This window comes from Kitasatospora sp. NPDC008050, from assembly GCF_042957465.1.
In the GTDB taxonomy this organism is placed as follows: Bacteria; Actinomycetota; Actinomycetes; order Streptomycetales; family Streptomycetaceae; genus Kitasatospora.
In genome coordinates this window covers 78036-91850 of sequence record NZ_JBIBIJ010000004.1, presented here as the reverse complement: position 1 = coordinate 91850, position 13815 = coordinate 78036, and the positions used below count along the sequence as shown (strand labels likewise).

Here is a 13815-nt window from a genome sequence, read left to right as displayed (position 1 = left end):
CCTCCACCCCTGGGTGGAGGCCGCGGATCAACCCGCGGCCCACCCGGGGGCTGACGCCGCGGGGCCACCCGCCGGGCCAGTCTTACTGGTATGTCCACCACTGAGTACTGCATCCAAATCGCCCTGATCCTGCTGGTCCTGCGGCAGATGCGCGGCGGGAAGCTCGACCTGGCGGGCCTGGTGCTGCCGGTCGTGATGGTCGGCGCCACCGCCGTCTTCTACCTGCGCCCGTTCCCGACGGCCGGTGGCGACCTCACCCTGGAGATCGCCCTCGGCGGCGCCGGGGTGCTGCTCGGCACGCTGGCCGGCCTGGCCACCCGGGTCTGGCGCACGAAGGAGGGCGTCTTCGCCAAGGCCGGCCTGTGGGCGGCGGTCCTGTGGGTCGGCGGCATCGGTGCCCGGATCGCCTTCGTGCTCGCCAGTGAGCACACCGGGTTCGGCGACCAGGTGACCCGGTTCAGCATCGACCAGCACATCAACGGGCAGCAGGCCTGGGTCTGCGCTTTCGTGCTGATGGCGCTGGGCGAGGCCGTCGCCCGCCTGGTGACGATCCGGGTGCGCGCCCTGACGGCCCGCACCGAGTCCCGCCCACTGGCGGCCCGCGCCGCCTGACGCTCGCCCCCGCGGCCCGCTGCCGCCGTCCGGACCCCCGACGGCGTCGCAGCGGGCCGCGGGCGCCGCCAGGCAGATCAGCGCGACCGCCACCGCCCCGGCCACCCGCGCGCCGCACACCCCGGCCACCGCCCCCGCCAGCGCCGGACCGGCCAACCTCACCCAGGGCAGCGGGCCCACCCGCCGCTACTGCTCACGCCGCTGCGCGACCCGCGAGCGCGTCGCGGCCCACCGCCGCGGTCACCCCTGAGCGTCCCCGGCCCCGCCCCCGGCTCCGCCGCCGTCCCCGCCGCCGGGCGCGCGCAGCGTGCTCAGCCGTCGCCGGTACTCCTCCTCGTCGATCTCGCCCCGCGCGTACCGCTCCCCCAGGATGCGCTCCGCCTCGCCGCCACCCGCCCCGGCCGGCCAGTGACCGGCGGCCGCGGCGCCCGCCCCGGCACCGGACACGGGGTGATGACGGGTCGCGAGGACCCGGTACAGCATCACGATGAGCACGACGAGCAGCGCCAGCAGCACGAACCCGCCGATCGAGAAGACCCAGAGACCGGCGTGCCAGCCGCCGATCCCGCCATGGTGATAGCGGTGGAAGAACATCACGCGCCACCTCTCCGACCTCGGTTCCGAGGCCGTCCGCGCCGCACCCCCCGATGGTCGAAACGCTTCCAGTGTGCTCCTGCTCCATGAGATTCCCTCTCAGAAAGCTGCGCGTTTCTGCTCACTACGCCATTGAGTGCGCAGAAACGCACTGCTAGGGTCAGCCCACGGCTGGTGGCCCGCCCAGCACACCGCCCTCGTCCGTGTCATGGCCGCGCCACCTGGCTCCCCGCACCAGCGCCCATCCCTCCACTCCTCTGGACGGCTGTATGCGATCGCGCCGAACACCCCACCGCACCCCTCTCCGCAGAGTCCGCCGAGCCCGCACCGCCTCCCTGGCCGCCGTCCTCGGCGTGCTCTGCGCACTGCTCGGCGGCCAGGTCGCCGCCCACGCGGACGGCACCTCCGGCGGCACCCTCGCCCTGAGCGGCTCGCACACCCTCAGCTGGCAGAGCCCGGTCTTCGCCAAAGGCTCCGTCGCCGACCCGGCACACTGCCCGAGCCAGGCGCAGGACCCGCAGGGCCTGACCTGCGGCCGCTACGACCTGACCGTCGACGTCCCGGCCTCCTACTGGTCCGGCAACCCGGACGGCGGCGTACCGCTCTCCGTCCAATGGCCCGACCAGAACAACGACTTCGACCTCTACGTCTACGACTCCACCGGCCACGAGGTCGCCGAGAGCGCCAGCTCCGCCGACCCGGAGGCGACGGTGATCCCGAACGCCTCCGGCACCTACCACGTGCTGGTGGTGCCGTACGCGGTGACCAACTCCGGCTTCACGCTGACCGCGAGCATCCCGCAGGCCACCACGGTCGGCGCCGCCACCGCCGTGAAGCGCGACGGCAACGGCTACCTCATCCAGGCCGGCGCCGCCCGCGCCCGGGTGGACTTCACCGCCGAGGACGTCTTCCGCCTCCAGCTGGCCCCGGACGGCACCTTCACCGACCCGCCGGGCAAGGAGATGGTCCCCGACCCGCCGTCCGCCATCGCCGGCACCCACGAGTTCGACGCGGGCGCCTACTGGGGGATCGCCTCCAAGGACCTGGTGCTGCGGGCCTACAAGAGCCCGCTGCGCTTCGCCCTCTACAAGTCCGACAACCGCACCGTCGTCTGGCAGGAGACCCGCGGCCTGACCTGGACCCAGGACGCGATGCAGCAGACCCTGGCCCGCGGCCCGCAGGAGCAGTTCTACGGCGCCGGCGAGCAGAACGGCAGCTTCTCGCACCGCGACCAGCAGGTGCACGTGGCCAACAGCTTCAACTGGAACGAGGGCGGCTACAACAACTCCCAGCCGTTCTACCTCTCCTCCGCCGGCTACGGCGTCTTCCGCGACACCTTCGCCCCGGGCCTGTACAACTTCGCCGACCCGGTGACCACCTCCGCCCAGGAGCGCCGCTTCGACGGCTACTTCTTCTACAGCCCGGACCTCAAGAAGATCATCGGCCAGTACACCGACCTGGTCGGCAAGCCCTTCATGCCCCCGGTCTACGGCCTGGAGTCGGGCGACTCGGACTGCTACCTGCACAACGCCAACCGGGGCGAGCGGCACACCCTGGACGCGCTCAAGGTCGCCGACGGCTACACCCAGAACCAGACCCCGCTCGGCTGGATGCTGGTCAACGACGGCTACGGCTGCGGCTACGAGGACCTCACCCAGACCGGCCAGGGCCTGCGCGACCACAACATGCAGCTGGGCCTGTGGACCTCCACCGGCCTGCCCAACCAGGGCGAGGAGGTGAAGGCGGGCGTCCGGGTCCGCAAACTGGACGTCGGCTGGGTCGGCCCCGGCTACCAGTTCGCGCTGGACGGCTGCCAGAGCGCCAAGGACGGGATCGAGCAGAACAGCGACGCACGCGGCTTCGTCTGGCTGCCGGTCTCCTGGGCGGGCGTACAGCGCTGCGGCGTGGTCTGGAGCGGTGACCAGACCGGCACCAACGACTACCTGAAGTGGCAGATCCCCACCTACGCGGGCGCCACCATGTCCGGCATCGCCTACGACACCGGCGACGTGGGCGGCATCTTCGGCAGCGATCCGCAGGTCGAGACCCGCGACCTGGAGTGGAAGACCTTCATCCCGACCATCATGACCATGGACGGCTGGGCCACCAGCGACAAGCAGCCCTGGCGGTTCGGCGCTCCGTACACCGCGATCAACAACCGCTACCTGCAGCTCAAGGAGCGCCTGCTGCCGTACTTCTACACGCTGTCCGCCCAGGCGCACCAGAGCGGGGTGGGCGCGGTGCGCCCGCTGGTGCTCGACTACCCGAACGACCCGAACACCTGGGGCGACGCGGCCAAGTACGAGTTCCTGTCGGGCGACGACTTCCTGGTCGCGCCGGTCTACGACGGCTCGCAGACCCGCAGCGGGATCTACCTGCCCAAGGGCACCTGGGTGGACTACTGGTCCGGCAAGACCTACCAGGGACCGACCACGATCAACAACTACCAGGCGCCGCTGGACACCCTGCCGCTCTTCGTCAAGGGCGGTTCCATCGTGCCGATGTGGCCGCAGGGCACGCTCTCCTGGCAGACCCGGGACACCGGCAAGCTGGGCTACGACATCTACGCCCAGGGGCAGGCCGACTACACCCTCTACGAGGACGACGGCACCACCCGGGCCTACCAGCAGGGCGCCAGCGCCACCCAGCACGTCACGGTCCACGCGCTGGGCCAGGGCCACGGGGTGACCGAGGTGACCGTCGGTCCGAGCGTGGGCAGCTACACCGGCAAGCCCGCGGCCCGCTCGTACGACTTCACCGTGCACGTGGGCGCCGAGCCCGCAGTGGTGCTGCTGGACGGCCGTCCGCTGGCCCGCTCCGGCGCGGCCGACGGCAGTGGCTGGAGCTACGACGCGAAGGCGGGCGTGGTGCACGTGACCACGCCGAAGGAGTCCACCAGCGGCTCGTTCTCGCTGCTGCTGGCGGGCGCCGGAGGCATGGCCGGCTGACCCCGGGAACGCTGCTCGTGTGCCGCCGGGTACCACCACCACACGTGGTGCCCGGCGGCACCCTGGTATCGATGGGATGATCGGGTAGAGGAACGTCCCAGACCTGGCAGCCACACCCGGCGCGCCCGCGCCGCCGAGCCGGCAGGAGGACCATGGCCGAGCGCCAGCCACGCTCCTTCGACCGGCCCCACCACGCCGGACCCGACCCCCTGCTCGCCTTCCTGGACGACGACCAGGCGCGGCGGCTGCTGGCCGAACTGGCCTGCGGGTGCGACGGCCACCGCCAGGAGTTCGACCTCCTGCTCACCGACTACCACCTCGCCCGCCAGATCCTGGACGGGGCCATGGTGGGCATCGCCGTCTTCGACACCCAGCTGCGCTACCGCTACGTCAACCGGACCCTGGCCGCGATCAACGGGGTCCGCCCCGAGGAGCACACCGGGCGCCGGATCGCCGAGGTGATCCCGGGGATCAACGTCGAGGCCGCCGAGAGCGCGCTCTCGGCGGTCCTGGCCGACGGCGAACCGCGCACCCACATCGTGGAGGGCACCACCCCCGCGGGTCCGCCCACCGAGCAACGCTGGTGGCACAACGCTTACCACCGCCTGGACAGCGAGGCCGGAGTGCCGCTGGGCGCGGTGGCGATGGTGCTGGAGATCACCGAGGACCGCCGGATCCGCCAGGCGCTGGACCGGGCCCGCACCCGGCTGGCGCTGCTGGACGAGGCCGCCACCCGGATCGGCACCACCCTCGACGTCGAACAGGCCTCCAAGGAGCTCACCCGGCTGCTGGTACCGCAGCTGGCGGACGTCGCGCTGGTCGACGTCCTGGAGCCCGGCCGCCACCTCGCCGATCACCCGGCCCCCGGCGCGCTGACCATGCGGCGGCTCGCGCTGAGCAGCACGCCCGCGCTGGTCGGCACCGGCGCCTCGGTCGGCGGTGCGGGCGCGCTGATCGAGCCCCAGGCAGGCTCGGCGGCCGCCCGCTGCGTGCTCGAACGGACCCCGGTCGTGCTCAACTTCCCGTCCGACGAAGAGATCCGCACCTCCGCCACCAACGCCGAACGAGTCGCCCTCTACCGGCGCCTGGGCCTGCACTCGGCGGTCTACGTGCCGCTCACGGCGAGCGGCACGGTGATCGGCCTGGTGCTGCTGGCCCGCGCCGGCAGCTCGCCCGGCTTCAGCCCGGACGAGGTCGCGCTGATGGTCGAACTGGCCAGCAGGGCCGGTTCCAGCATCAGCAACGCCCAGCGCTACTCGCACGAGCACGCCTCCACGCTGGCCCTGCAACGCGCGCTGCTGGCCGAGCCGATGCGCCCGCACGCCGACGTGCAGAGCTGCGGCCGCTACCTGCCGGCCGGCGCCAGCGCCGAGGTGGGCGGCGACTGGTACGACACGGTGGCGCTGCCGGGCGGGCGGACCCTGCTGGTGGTCGGCGACGTGATGGGCCACGGCCTGGACGCCGCCGCGACCATGAGCGAGTACCGCACCCTGGTGCGCGCGCTGGCACTGCAGCGCCGCTCACCGGCCGGGATCCTGCGGGAGGCCGAACGCATCGTCGGGGCGCAGGGACAGGAGCGGGTGGCGACCTGCGTGCTGGCGCTGCTCGACCCGGCCGCGCGGTCCTGCACCTACGCCAGCGCCGGCCACCTGCCGCCGCTGCTGCTGGCTCCGGGCAGCCCGCCCCGGCTGCTGCGGCTGCCGGTCGCCCCGCCGCTGGGCGCGGGCGTGGGCGGCCACCAGCAGCTCATCCTGCCGTTCGCGCCAGGTGCCACGCTGCTGCTGTACACCGACGGCCTGGTGGAACGGCGCGAGCGCGACATCGAGCAGTCCCTCGACGCGCTGGCCGCGCTCGCCTTCGACCCGACCGCGCCGCTGGAGCACCTGATCGACACCGCGCTGACCGGGCTGGGCGCCGGGCACGGCGAGGACGACGTGGCGGTGCTTGCCGCCCGGGTGGCGGGCGGCCGGCCGACGGGCGGGTGACTGGCGGGCAGGCGACTGGCGGGCGGCCGGCCCGATTCGAGCCGCTGACCGGGTTCAGGCCTCGCCCGGGTGCCAGTTCGGCCACTCCCACGGGTGGTCCTGCCACTCCACCTGCTCGGAATCCTCCAGATCCACGCCCGGGAAGAGCCGGGCCGCCTCCGCTCGGAACTCCTGCCGGTCGACCGGTTCCCAGCCGTGGCCCTTGAACCGGACCAGGCGGTAGCGGCTGTCGCTGCCGAGCGCGGCGACCTCCACCAGCGGGTCGTTGCTTCCGTGTGTGTTCATATGACCAGCGTGCGACAGCGGTCGCGGTTCGTCCTGGTGGGGGCGTCCTGGTGGCGGCCCCGCCGCCACCAGGACGGGTGATCACGAGCTGCAGTCGCTCTTGTAGAGGAACCGGGCCACGGCGGGGTCGCCCACGTTGTCCCGGGTGATGCTGGCCAGGTCGGTCTGGATCGAGGGGTTCACCGGCTTCTTGGTGAGCGCGTCGACCAGCTGGTCGACCGCCTGCTGGCCGATCCCGTAGGGGTCCTGCGAGATCAGGGCGTCCACCGCGCCGCTCTTGAGCGCCGCCACCTGCTGCGGGCCGGCGTCGAAGGAGACCACCTTGACACCGCCCTGCTTGCCCGCGTTCTTCAGGCCGGTCCCGACCCCCTCACCGGTCTGCGAGTTGGCGGTGAAGATGCCCACCAGGTTCGGGTGGGCGGAGAGTTCGTCGCCCACCGCCGAGGCGGCGCCCTGCGCGGTGTCGCCCACCTGCCGGACGTCGTCGATCTTCAACCCGGGGTACTTGGAGCTGAGTTCCTGCTTGAAGCCCTGAATCCGGGCGTTGGTGGTGGTCGTGGTCAGGTCGGGGGTGAGCACCACCACCTCACCGGTGCCGTTGACCAGTTGGGCCATGGTGTCGGCGGCCTTCTGACCGCCCTGGAGGTTGTTGGAGGAGATCCGGGTGACACCGATCGAGCCGTCGGTCAGGGTGGTGTCGACGATCGCCACCTTGGCCCCGTTGTTCTGCAGGGTCCGGATCGGGCCCTGCAGCGAGTTCGGGTCCACCGGCGAGATCAGCACCCCGGCCGGGCGGTTGGCGGTCACACTGGTCACCGTGCTGACCTGCTCCGGCACGCTCCACTGGGCCGAACCGGTCGCGGTGAACTTCTCGCCGAGCTTGCCCGCCTCCGCCTGGGCACCGCATTTCATGGTGATGTAGAACGGGTCGCCGGTGTTGCCCGCCACGAAGGTGATGTTCTTCGCCCCCGCGCTCCCGCCGGAGCCGCCCGAGCTGCCACAGCCCGCCGCCAGTGCCAGCAGGGTGACCGCGCCTACCGCCAGAATCCTTCTCTGCACCGTGAGTTCCACCTCTCTGGGATCATCGGTTGCTGCGTCTGCGCCGGCGCAACTGGTCGAAGTAGACGGCCAGGATCAGCACCGCACCGACCGCCACGGTCTGCCAGAAGGACTGCACCTGGAGAATGGTGAAGCCGCTCTGCAGCACCGCGGGGATGAAGACGCCGATGACGGTGCCGATCACCGTGCCGACACCGCCGAACAGGCTGGTACCGCCGAGCACCACGGCGGCGATGGCGTTCAGGTTGTCCTGGGCGCCGCTGGTCAGCGTGGTGCTGCTGTAGTGCGCGAGGTTGAGCACCCCGGCCAGCCCGGAGAGCAGGCCGGACAGCGCGTAGACCTTGATCAGGTGCCGGTCCACCCGGATGCCGACCCGGGCGGCCGCCTCCTCGTTGGAGCCCACCGCGCGGGTGTAGCGGCCGAACCGGGTGATGTTCAGCGCCAGCGTGGCCAGCGCGACCACCAGCACCGCCACCACGATCAGCCAGGGGATGCCGAACACGCTGCCGCTGCCCACCGAATTGGCCAGCGAGGCGGGCACGTTGCCGACGTCCACGCCGTGCGTGAGGATCTGCGCCAGCCCCAGTGCGATGCCCAGGGTGCCCAGCGTGACGATCAGCGGCGGGACCTTCGCCTTGGCCACCCAGAAGCCGTTGAAGACCCCCCAGACCAGCCCGGCGAGCATCCCGGCGGCCACACCGGCCAGCACAACTCCGATACCCGGATCCGGACTTGAATCCAGCCCGTTCATCGTCCGGACCGCGACCACACCGGAGAAGATGAGCACCGAGCCGACCGACAGGTCGATCCCGGAGGTGACGATCACAAAGGTCTGGCCGACCGCGAGCACCACCAGGATGGCCGACTCGACGGCGATCGACTTGAACTCGAAGGTGGTGGCGAAGGCGTTCGGGCGCAGCGCCGAGAACACCGCCACCAGGACGAGCAGCACCAGAAAGGTCCACAGGGTGTTCTGGCCGCGCGCCCGCTGCCAGAGCAGCGCTCGGACAGACCCCGGGCCCCGGTCCACCGGCGCCGGGCCTTTGCTCATGTCTCCTCCTCCGCCTCGGTCGCCAGCGCCCCGGTCATCGCGGCCACCAGCTCCTCCAGCGTGGTGTCCGCCGCCCGGAAGCGCGCCACCCGCCGCCCCAGCCGCAGCACTTCGACCCGGTCGGCGACCGAGAGCACCTCGGGCATGTTGTGGCTGATCAGCACCGTGGACACACCCCGGTCGCGGACCCGCCGGATCAGGTCGAGCACCCGGCCGCGCTGGAGCACGCCGAGGGCGGCGGTCGGCTCGTCCATGAAGACCACCCGGGAGGCCCAGGCCACCGAGCGGGCGATCGCCACACTCTGCCGCTGGCCGCCCGAGAGGGTGGCCACCGGCGCGTCGATGTCCTTGAGCTCGACGCCGAGTTCGGCGAAGGCGGCCACCGAGTGCTCGCGCATCCCGCGCTTGTCCAGCACCCCGAACGCACCGAGCAACCCGGGGCGCAGACGCTCGCGGCCGAGGAAGAGGTTGGCGGCGGCGTCCAGGTCGGCGGCCAGCGCCAGATCCTGGTAGACCGTCTCGATGCCCAGGCGCTGGGCATCGCGCGGACCGGCGAAGGAGACCGGGCGGCCGTCCAGCAGGATCTCGCCCTCGTCCGGACCCACCGCGCCCACCAGGGTCTTGACCAGGGTGGACTTGCCCGCGCCGTTGTCTCCGATGAGCGCGACCACCTCGCCCGGGTACACGGTGAAACCGGCTCCGCGCAGTGCTTCCACCTGGCCGTAGGTCTTCCACAGGCCCCGTGCGTCGAGTAGCGGTTCGGCCATCTCTACCTCCGCCCTGACAACGTTGTCGCCTCTGGCATGAACTCATGGCGGTCGATCACCGTCAAGACCGCGAACCGAAGAAACGGGCGTCAATATCGCTTCGTAACATGCGAGTTCAGCAACTGACAGTCCGTCCGGGTGCCGCCTATACTGCGCTGGCAACGTTGTCAGAGCCGTCATGCCCACCGCACCCGGAAGGCGGCAGCCCGATGCCCGCACCTCAGGCGCGCCCCGCCGCGGAGCCGACCGGGCGGTCCACCATGAAGGACGTCGCCGCTGTGGCGGGGGTGGGCATCAAAACCGTCTCCCGGGTGGTGAACGAGGAGTCCGGAGTGACCGCGGCCACCGCCTCCCGGGTCCGCGAGGCCATCGAGGCGCTCGGCTACCGGCGCAACGACGGCGCCCGGCTGCTGCGCCAGGGGCTGCGCACCGGCAGCGTCGGCCTGATCCTGGAGGACCTCGCCGACCCGTTCTACCCGCCGCTGTGCCGGGCGGTGGAGGAAGTCGCCCGCCGGCACGGCTCGTTGCTCTTCTCCGGTTCCTCCGTCCAGCAGCCGCAGCGCGAACGCGACCTCGCGCTGGCCTTCTGCGCCCGACGGGTGGACGGGCTGATCCTGGTGCCGACCGGCACCGACCAGGGCTACCTGCTGCCCGAACAGGCGGCCGGCACCCCGATCGTCTGCGTCGACCGCCCGGCCTGCGGCCTGGTGGCCGACACGGTCCTGAGCGACAACGCCCGCGGCGCCCGCGAGGGCGTCGAGCACCTACTGCGCCAGGGCCACCGCCGGATCGGCTTCCTGGGTGACGCGCCCGAGATCCACACCGCCGCCGAACGGCTGCGCGGCTACCGCGCGGCGCTGACCGCGGCCGCGCTGCCGGCCCGCGAGAGCTGGGTGTCGATGAGCGCGCCCGAGCCGGCCCGGCTCCGGCTGGCGCTCCAGCGGATGCTCGCGGGCCGCTGGCCGGTCAGCGCCCTGCTGTGCGGCAACAACCGGATCACCGTCGCCGTGCTGCGCGAACTGGCCGCGCTGCCGCACCGGCCCGCCCTGGTCGGCTTCGACGACTTCGAGCTCGCCGACCTGCTCGCCGTGCCGGTCACCGTGGTGGCCCAGGACCCGGCCCGACTCGGCCGCACCGCGGCCGAGTTGCTCTTCGCCCGGCTGGCCGGCGAGCACGGCCCGGCGCAGCGGATCGAACTGCCGACCCGGCTGATCCCGCGCGGCTCCGGCGAGCTGCCGGCCCGCTAGGCACCTTCGGACCCGCTCGGTCAGTTCTCCCCGCCCCGCGCCTCGTCCGCCGCCCGCTCGGCGGCCCGCACCTCGGCCGCCACCTCCTCGGCCGGCCGGCGCACCAGCTGCCCGCCGTGCCGCTCGGCCAGCTCGTCGGCGGGCCGGTGGTCGTGCTCGTGCAGCTCCACGATCAGCATCGCGTGTCCCTCGGCCAGATCGCGGCTGTAGACCAGCAGGCCCTCGGCGCCGTCCTGGAACTGCTTCAGCTCGGCGGCCCCGCCCAGCACGGTGCCGGCCGTCCAGCCGAGCAGCACCCCGACCGGCCCGCCCAGCAGGCCGAGCAGTCCGCCGACGATCCCGGTGGCGACCGTCGGCGTCCCGGCCCCGCGCACCCAGCTCTCCGGCGTGTCGAGCAGTCCCTCGGCCGATCGCCGCAGCACGGCGGCCTGCCGTGCCCCGGGCAGTTCCTTCGCCTCGGCGAAGGCGGCCAACGCGGCGGCCGGGTCGGCGAAGGTGACGAAGAGCATGGTGTGGGCGTCGTCCGACATGGGTCTTCCTCTCCGGAGCTGTACGGTGCACGCTAAGCGCCACGCCCGAACGGGAGGCGGTGCGACACGCGCGACTCAAGGGGCCGCCGTGGTAGTGCCGACGGGTGCGCACGCGGACAATCAGCGCATGTCGCTCCGTGCCGCGCTCAGCGTCCCCGCCCGCTACGGCTGCCTCGTCGCGGGCATGCTCCCGGTGCTCGCCTTCCCCTCCCTCGATCTGGAGCCGCTGGCCTGGGTCGCCCTGGTACCCGGCCTGCTCCTGCTGCGCGCCGCGCCGAGCGCCCGGGAGGCGGCGGTGCGCGGCTGGTGGTTCGGCACCGGCTTCGTGCTGGCCGCGATGTACTGGCTGCTGCCCAGCGTCGGCCCGGCGCTGCCGCTGATCGCGGTGGTCTTCGGCGTCCTGCAGAGCGGCTTCGGCGTGGCCGCCCGGGCGCTGCTGCGACCGGCGCTGACGGCGCGTCGAGCGCTGGCCGCGCTGGTTCTGCTACCCGCCGTCTGGGTGGTTGCGGAGTTCGCCCGCTCCTGGCAGGCGCTCGGCGGCCCCTGGGCGCTGCTCGGCGCCACCCAGTGGCAGCACCCCACCGTGCTGGCCCTGGCCTCGATCGGCGGCGTCTGGCTGGTCAGCGCCGCGGTGGTGGCGGTCAACACCGCCGTGCTGCTGGTGCTGGTGGCCGAGCGCACGGCGCTGCGCGCGCTGGGCGCCGGCGCGGCGGTGGCCCTGCTGCTGGCCGGCCCCGCCGCCTTCGCGCTCACCCCGGCCCCGGTGGCGGTGCGCACCGCCACCCTGGCGCTGGTCCAGCCGGGCCTGACCCCCGACGGCGCCTCCCGGCTGGCCGCCTCGGCCGCCCTCACCAGCGCCCTCGGCGACCATCCCGACCTGGTGGTCTGGGGCGAGAGCAGCGTCACCACCGACCTGTCCCGGGACGCCGTCGCGCTCTCCCGGCTGCGCTCGCTGGCGGCGGCCGGCGACACCGAGCTGCTGGTCAACGAGGACGCCCGGAAGGCCGACGGGCACATCTCCAAGGACGCCGTGCTGCTGGACTCGGCCGGCATCCAGGCCCGGTACGCCAAGATGCGGCTGGTCCCGTTCGGCGAGTACATCCCGTTCCGCGCAGCCCTCGGCTGGCTGACCGGGATCAGCAAGGCGGCCGCCGAGAACCGCACCCCCGGCCACAGCTTCCACCTCTTCGAACCCGTCGACCGCACCGGGCGCCCGTTGCCCACCGGGGTGCTGATCTGCTTCGAGTCGGCCTTCCCCGACCTGTCCAGGACCGCCACCCTGCAGGGCGCGCAGCTGCTGGTCTACCAGTCGGCGACCTCCACCTTCCAGCACACCTGGGCCCCTGAGCAGCACGCCTCGCTGGCCGCGCTGCGCGCCGCCGAGACCGGCCGCCCAGTGGTGCAGGCCGCGCTCACCGGCGTGTCGGTGGCCTTCGACCCGCAGGGCCGCGAGCTGGCCAGGTACGGCACGGGGCAGCGCGGCGTACTCACCGTCCAGCTCGGCCTGCCCGACCCACGGGTGCGGACCTGGTACGACCGGATCGGCGACGTGGTGCCCTGGTCGGCGGTGGCGCTCAGCCTCGGCGCGGCCGGTTACGCCCTGCGCCCGGGCCGTCGGCGCCGCGCCACCACCTCACCGGCGGCCGAAGGCGCCGAGCAGCCCGCCACCGCGGGCCATTCATAAATGACCGTGCATAAACGACGTTTATGCACGGTCATTTATGAACCCTCACTCCCGCCGTGCCCGGCTCGGCTGCACCCTCGGCGGCTCGCCCGGCGCCTTCGGGTGATCGGGCGGGTAGGGCAGCTCCCCCAGCCCCTCGTCCCGTTCCTGACGCTCCGCCAGCGCCAGCACCGCCTCCAGCCCGAAGGCGTGCTCGTGCAGTTCGGCGTACGGGTCGCCCAGCTCGGCCAGCCGCGCGGGCACCGTGCGCAGGGTGAAGTCGCCGGGCGCCGCCGCGTCCAGCTCCTCCCAGTGCAGCGGGGTCGAGACGGTCGCCTCGGGCCTGGGGCGCAACGAGTAGGGCGAGGCGATGGTGCGGTCGCGGGCCATCTGGTTGTAGTCGACGAAGACCCGCTCGCCCCGCTCCTCCTTCCACCAGTGCGTGGTGACCTGGTCCGGCATCCGCCGCTCCAGCGCCCGGCCGAGCGCGATGGCGCAGCGCCGCACCTCGGTGAAGGTCCACTCGGGGCGGATCGGCACGTACACGTGCAGGCCGCGCCCGCCGGAGGTCTTGGGCCACCCGGTCAGCCCGCACTCCGCCAGCACCTCGCGCAGCTGGTGCGCGGCGCGCACCGCGTCCGTGAAGTCGGTGCCGGGCTGCGGGTCGAGGTCCAGGCGCAGCTCGTCGGGCCGTTCGGTGTCCGGGCGGCGCACCGGCCAGGGGTGGAAGGTCAGGCAGCCGAGGTTGGCCGCCCAGAGCACGGCGGCCGGCTCGCCCGGGCAGATCTCGTCGGCGAACCGCCCACTGGGGAAGGCGATCCGCGCCGTGGGGAGCCAGTCGGGCGTGTTCTTCGGGGCCCGCTTCTGGTAGAAGAACTCGCCCTCCACCCCGTCCGGGAACCGCTGCAGCGTGGTCGGCCGGTCCCGCAACCCGCGCAGCACCGCCTCGGCGACCGCCTGGTAGTACTGCGCGACGTCCAGCTTGGTGTACCCGGGGCCCGGGTAGTAGACCTTGCCGGGGTTGGACAGTTTGACGCTCCGCCCCCCGACCTCCAGCTGCACCGATTCGCCCAT

12 protein-coding genes and 1 pseudogene are annotated in these 13815 nt (G+C 72.8%); 6 read left to right on the top strand and 7 right to left on the bottom strand.

The window, feature by feature from the left end:
• Positions 1-90 precede the first annotated feature (90 nt).
• Complete coding sequence (locus ACFZB9_RS09685; protein WP_391445329.1) at positions 91-612, top strand: hypothetical protein; 522 nt, start codon at positions 91-93, stop codon at positions 610-612.
• A gap of 154 nt (positions 613-766) precedes the next feature.
• Positions 767-862 (top strand): annotated as a pseudogene (locus ACFZB9_RS09680) (CGNR zinc finger domain-containing protein); the annotation flags it as partial.
• On the opposite strand, the gene ACFZB9_RS09675 reads toward ACFZB9_RS09680, so the two are convergent.
• Positions 853-1206: an SHOCT domain-containing protein gene (locus ACFZB9_RS09675; protein ID WP_391445327.1), complete on the bottom strand. Its 354-nt coding sequence runs from the start codon at positions 1204-1206 to the stop codon at positions 853-855. The pseudogene ACFZB9_RS09680 and the gene ACFZB9_RS09675 sit on opposite strands and share 10 nt — an antisense overlap.
• A gap of 269 nt (positions 1207-1475) precedes the next feature.
• On the opposite strand from ACFZB9_RS09675, the gene ACFZB9_RS09670 reads away from it, so the two are divergent.
• Entirely contained in the window at positions 1476-4154 is a 2679-nt protein-coding gene (locus ACFZB9_RS09670) for a TIM-barrel domain-containing protein (protein ID WP_391445325.1), read from the top strand.
• Between the two features lie 152 nt (positions 4155-4306).
• Positions 4307-6139 carry a SpoIIE family protein phosphatase gene (locus tag ACFZB9_RS09665; protein ID WP_391445323.1) on the top strand — a complete coding sequence of 611 codons (1833 nt, stop codon included), beginning with the start codon at positions 4307-4309 and terminating at the stop codon, positions 6137-6139.
• A gap of 54 nt (positions 6140-6193) precedes the next feature.
• Here the strand turns inward: ACFZB9_RS09665 and ACFZB9_RS09660 are convergent, their stop codons facing one another.
• The 4 genes from ACFZB9_RS09660 to ACFZB9_RS09645 all read right to left on the bottom strand — a co-directional run bounded on the left by ACFZB9_RS09660 (position 6194) and on the right by ACFZB9_RS09645 (position 9301).
• Positions 6194-6424 (bottom strand): hypothetical protein, encoded by a 231-nt coding sequence (locus ACFZB9_RS09660; protein ID WP_391445322.1) that lies wholly within the window; start codon positions 6422-6424, stop codon positions 6194-6196.
• 81 nt (positions 6425-6505) lie between these two features.
• Entirely contained in the window at positions 6506-7483 is a 978-nt protein-coding gene (locus ACFZB9_RS09655) for an ABC transporter substrate-binding protein (RefSeq protein WP_391445320.1), read from the bottom strand.
• Positions 7484-7505: 22 nt separating this feature from the next.
• Complete coding sequence (locus ACFZB9_RS09650) at positions 7506-8534, bottom strand: ABC transporter permease (RefSeq protein ID WP_391445318.1); 1029 nt, start codon at positions 8532-8534, stop codon at positions 7506-7508.
• Entirely contained in the window at positions 8531-9301 is a 771-nt protein-coding gene (locus tag ACFZB9_RS09645; protein ID WP_391445316.1) for an ATP-binding cassette domain-containing protein, read from the bottom strand. Before ACFZB9_RS09645 ends, ACFZB9_RS09650 begins: the two co-directional genes overlap by 4 nt.
• Before the next feature lie 209 nt (positions 9302-9510).
• Between ACFZB9_RS09645 and ACFZB9_RS09640 the strand changes: the two genes are divergently transcribed.
• Positions 9511-10548, top strand: coding sequence for a LacI family DNA-binding transcriptional regulator (locus tag ACFZB9_RS09640; RefSeq protein WP_391445314.1), 1038 nt, complete (start codon positions 9511-9513; stop codon positions 10546-10548).
• A 20-nt stretch (positions 10549-10568) separates the two neighbouring features.
• Here the strand turns inward: ACFZB9_RS09640 and ACFZB9_RS09635 are convergent, their stop codons facing one another.
• On the bottom strand, positions 10569-11078 hold the full coding sequence (locus ACFZB9_RS09635; protein ID WP_391445312.1) for a histidine kinase: 510 nt from the start codon (positions 11076-11078) through the stop codon (positions 10569-10571).
• Positions 11079-11205: 127 nt separating this feature from the next.
• Here ACFZB9_RS09635 and lnt point away from each other — a divergent pair, with 127 nt between their 5' ends.
• The gene (lnt, locus tag ACFZB9_RS09630) at positions 11206-12762 is read left to right on the top strand and encodes an apolipoprotein N-acyltransferase (RefSeq protein ID WP_391445310.1); all 1557 of its coding nucleotides are present in this window, start codon (positions 11206-11208) and stop codon (positions 12760-12762) included.
• 45 nt (positions 12763-12807) lie between these two features.
• Here lnt and ligD read toward each other — a convergent pair whose 3' ends face one another.
• Positions 12808-13815, bottom strand: a complete 1008-nt coding sequence (gene ligD / locus ACFZB9_RS09625) for a non-homologous end-joining DNA ligase (protein ID WP_391445308.1) — start codon at positions 13813-13815, stop codon at positions 12808-12810.

Excerpts from the sequence above, each read along its gene's own strand:
- ACFZB9_RS09670 (WP_391445325.1), top strand. The coding sequence starts at position 1,476 with ATGCGATCGCGCCGAACACCCCACCGCACCCCTCTCCGCAGAGTCCGC.
- ACFZB9_RS09660 (WP_391445322.1), bottom strand. The coding sequence starts at position 6,424 with ATGAACACACACGGAAGCAACGACCCGCTGGTGGAGGTCGCCGCGCTC.
- ACFZB9_RS09635 (WP_391445312.1), bottom strand. The coding sequence starts at position 11,078 with ATGTCGGACGACGCCCACACCATGCTCTTCGTCACCTTCGCCGACCCG.
- ACFZB9_RS09650 (WP_391445318.1), bottom strand. The coding sequence starts at position 8,534 with ATGAGCAAAGGCCCGGCGCCGGTGGACCGGGGCCCGGGGTCTGTCCGA.
- ACFZB9_RS09685 (WP_391445329.1), top strand. The coding sequence starts at position 91 with ATGTCCACCACTGAGTACTGCATCCAAATCGCCCTGATCCTGCTGGTC.
- ligD (WP_391445308.1), bottom strand. The coding sequence starts at position 13,815 with ATGGGCGAATCGGTGCAGCTGGAGGTCGGGGGGCGGAGCGTCAAACTG.
- ACFZB9_RS09665 (WP_391445323.1), top strand. The coding sequence starts at position 4,307 with ATGGCCGAGCGCCAGCCACGCTCCTTCGACCGGCCCCACCACGCCGGA.
- ACFZB9_RS09645 (WP_391445316.1), bottom strand. The coding sequence starts at position 9,301 with ATGGCCGAACCGCTACTCGACGCACGGGGCCTGTGGAAGACCTACGGC.
- lnt (WP_391445310.1), top strand. The coding sequence starts at position 11,206 with ATGTCGCTCCGTGCCGCGCTCAGCGTCCCCGCCCGCTACGGCTGCCTC.
- ACFZB9_RS09640 (WP_391445314.1), top strand. The coding sequence starts at position 9,511 with ATGCCCGCACCTCAGGCGCGCCCCGCCGCGGAGCCGACCGGGCGGTCC.
- ACFZB9_RS09675 (WP_391445327.1), bottom strand. The coding sequence starts at position 1,206 with ATGTTCTTCCACCGCTATCACCATGGCGGGATCGGCGGCTGGCACGCC.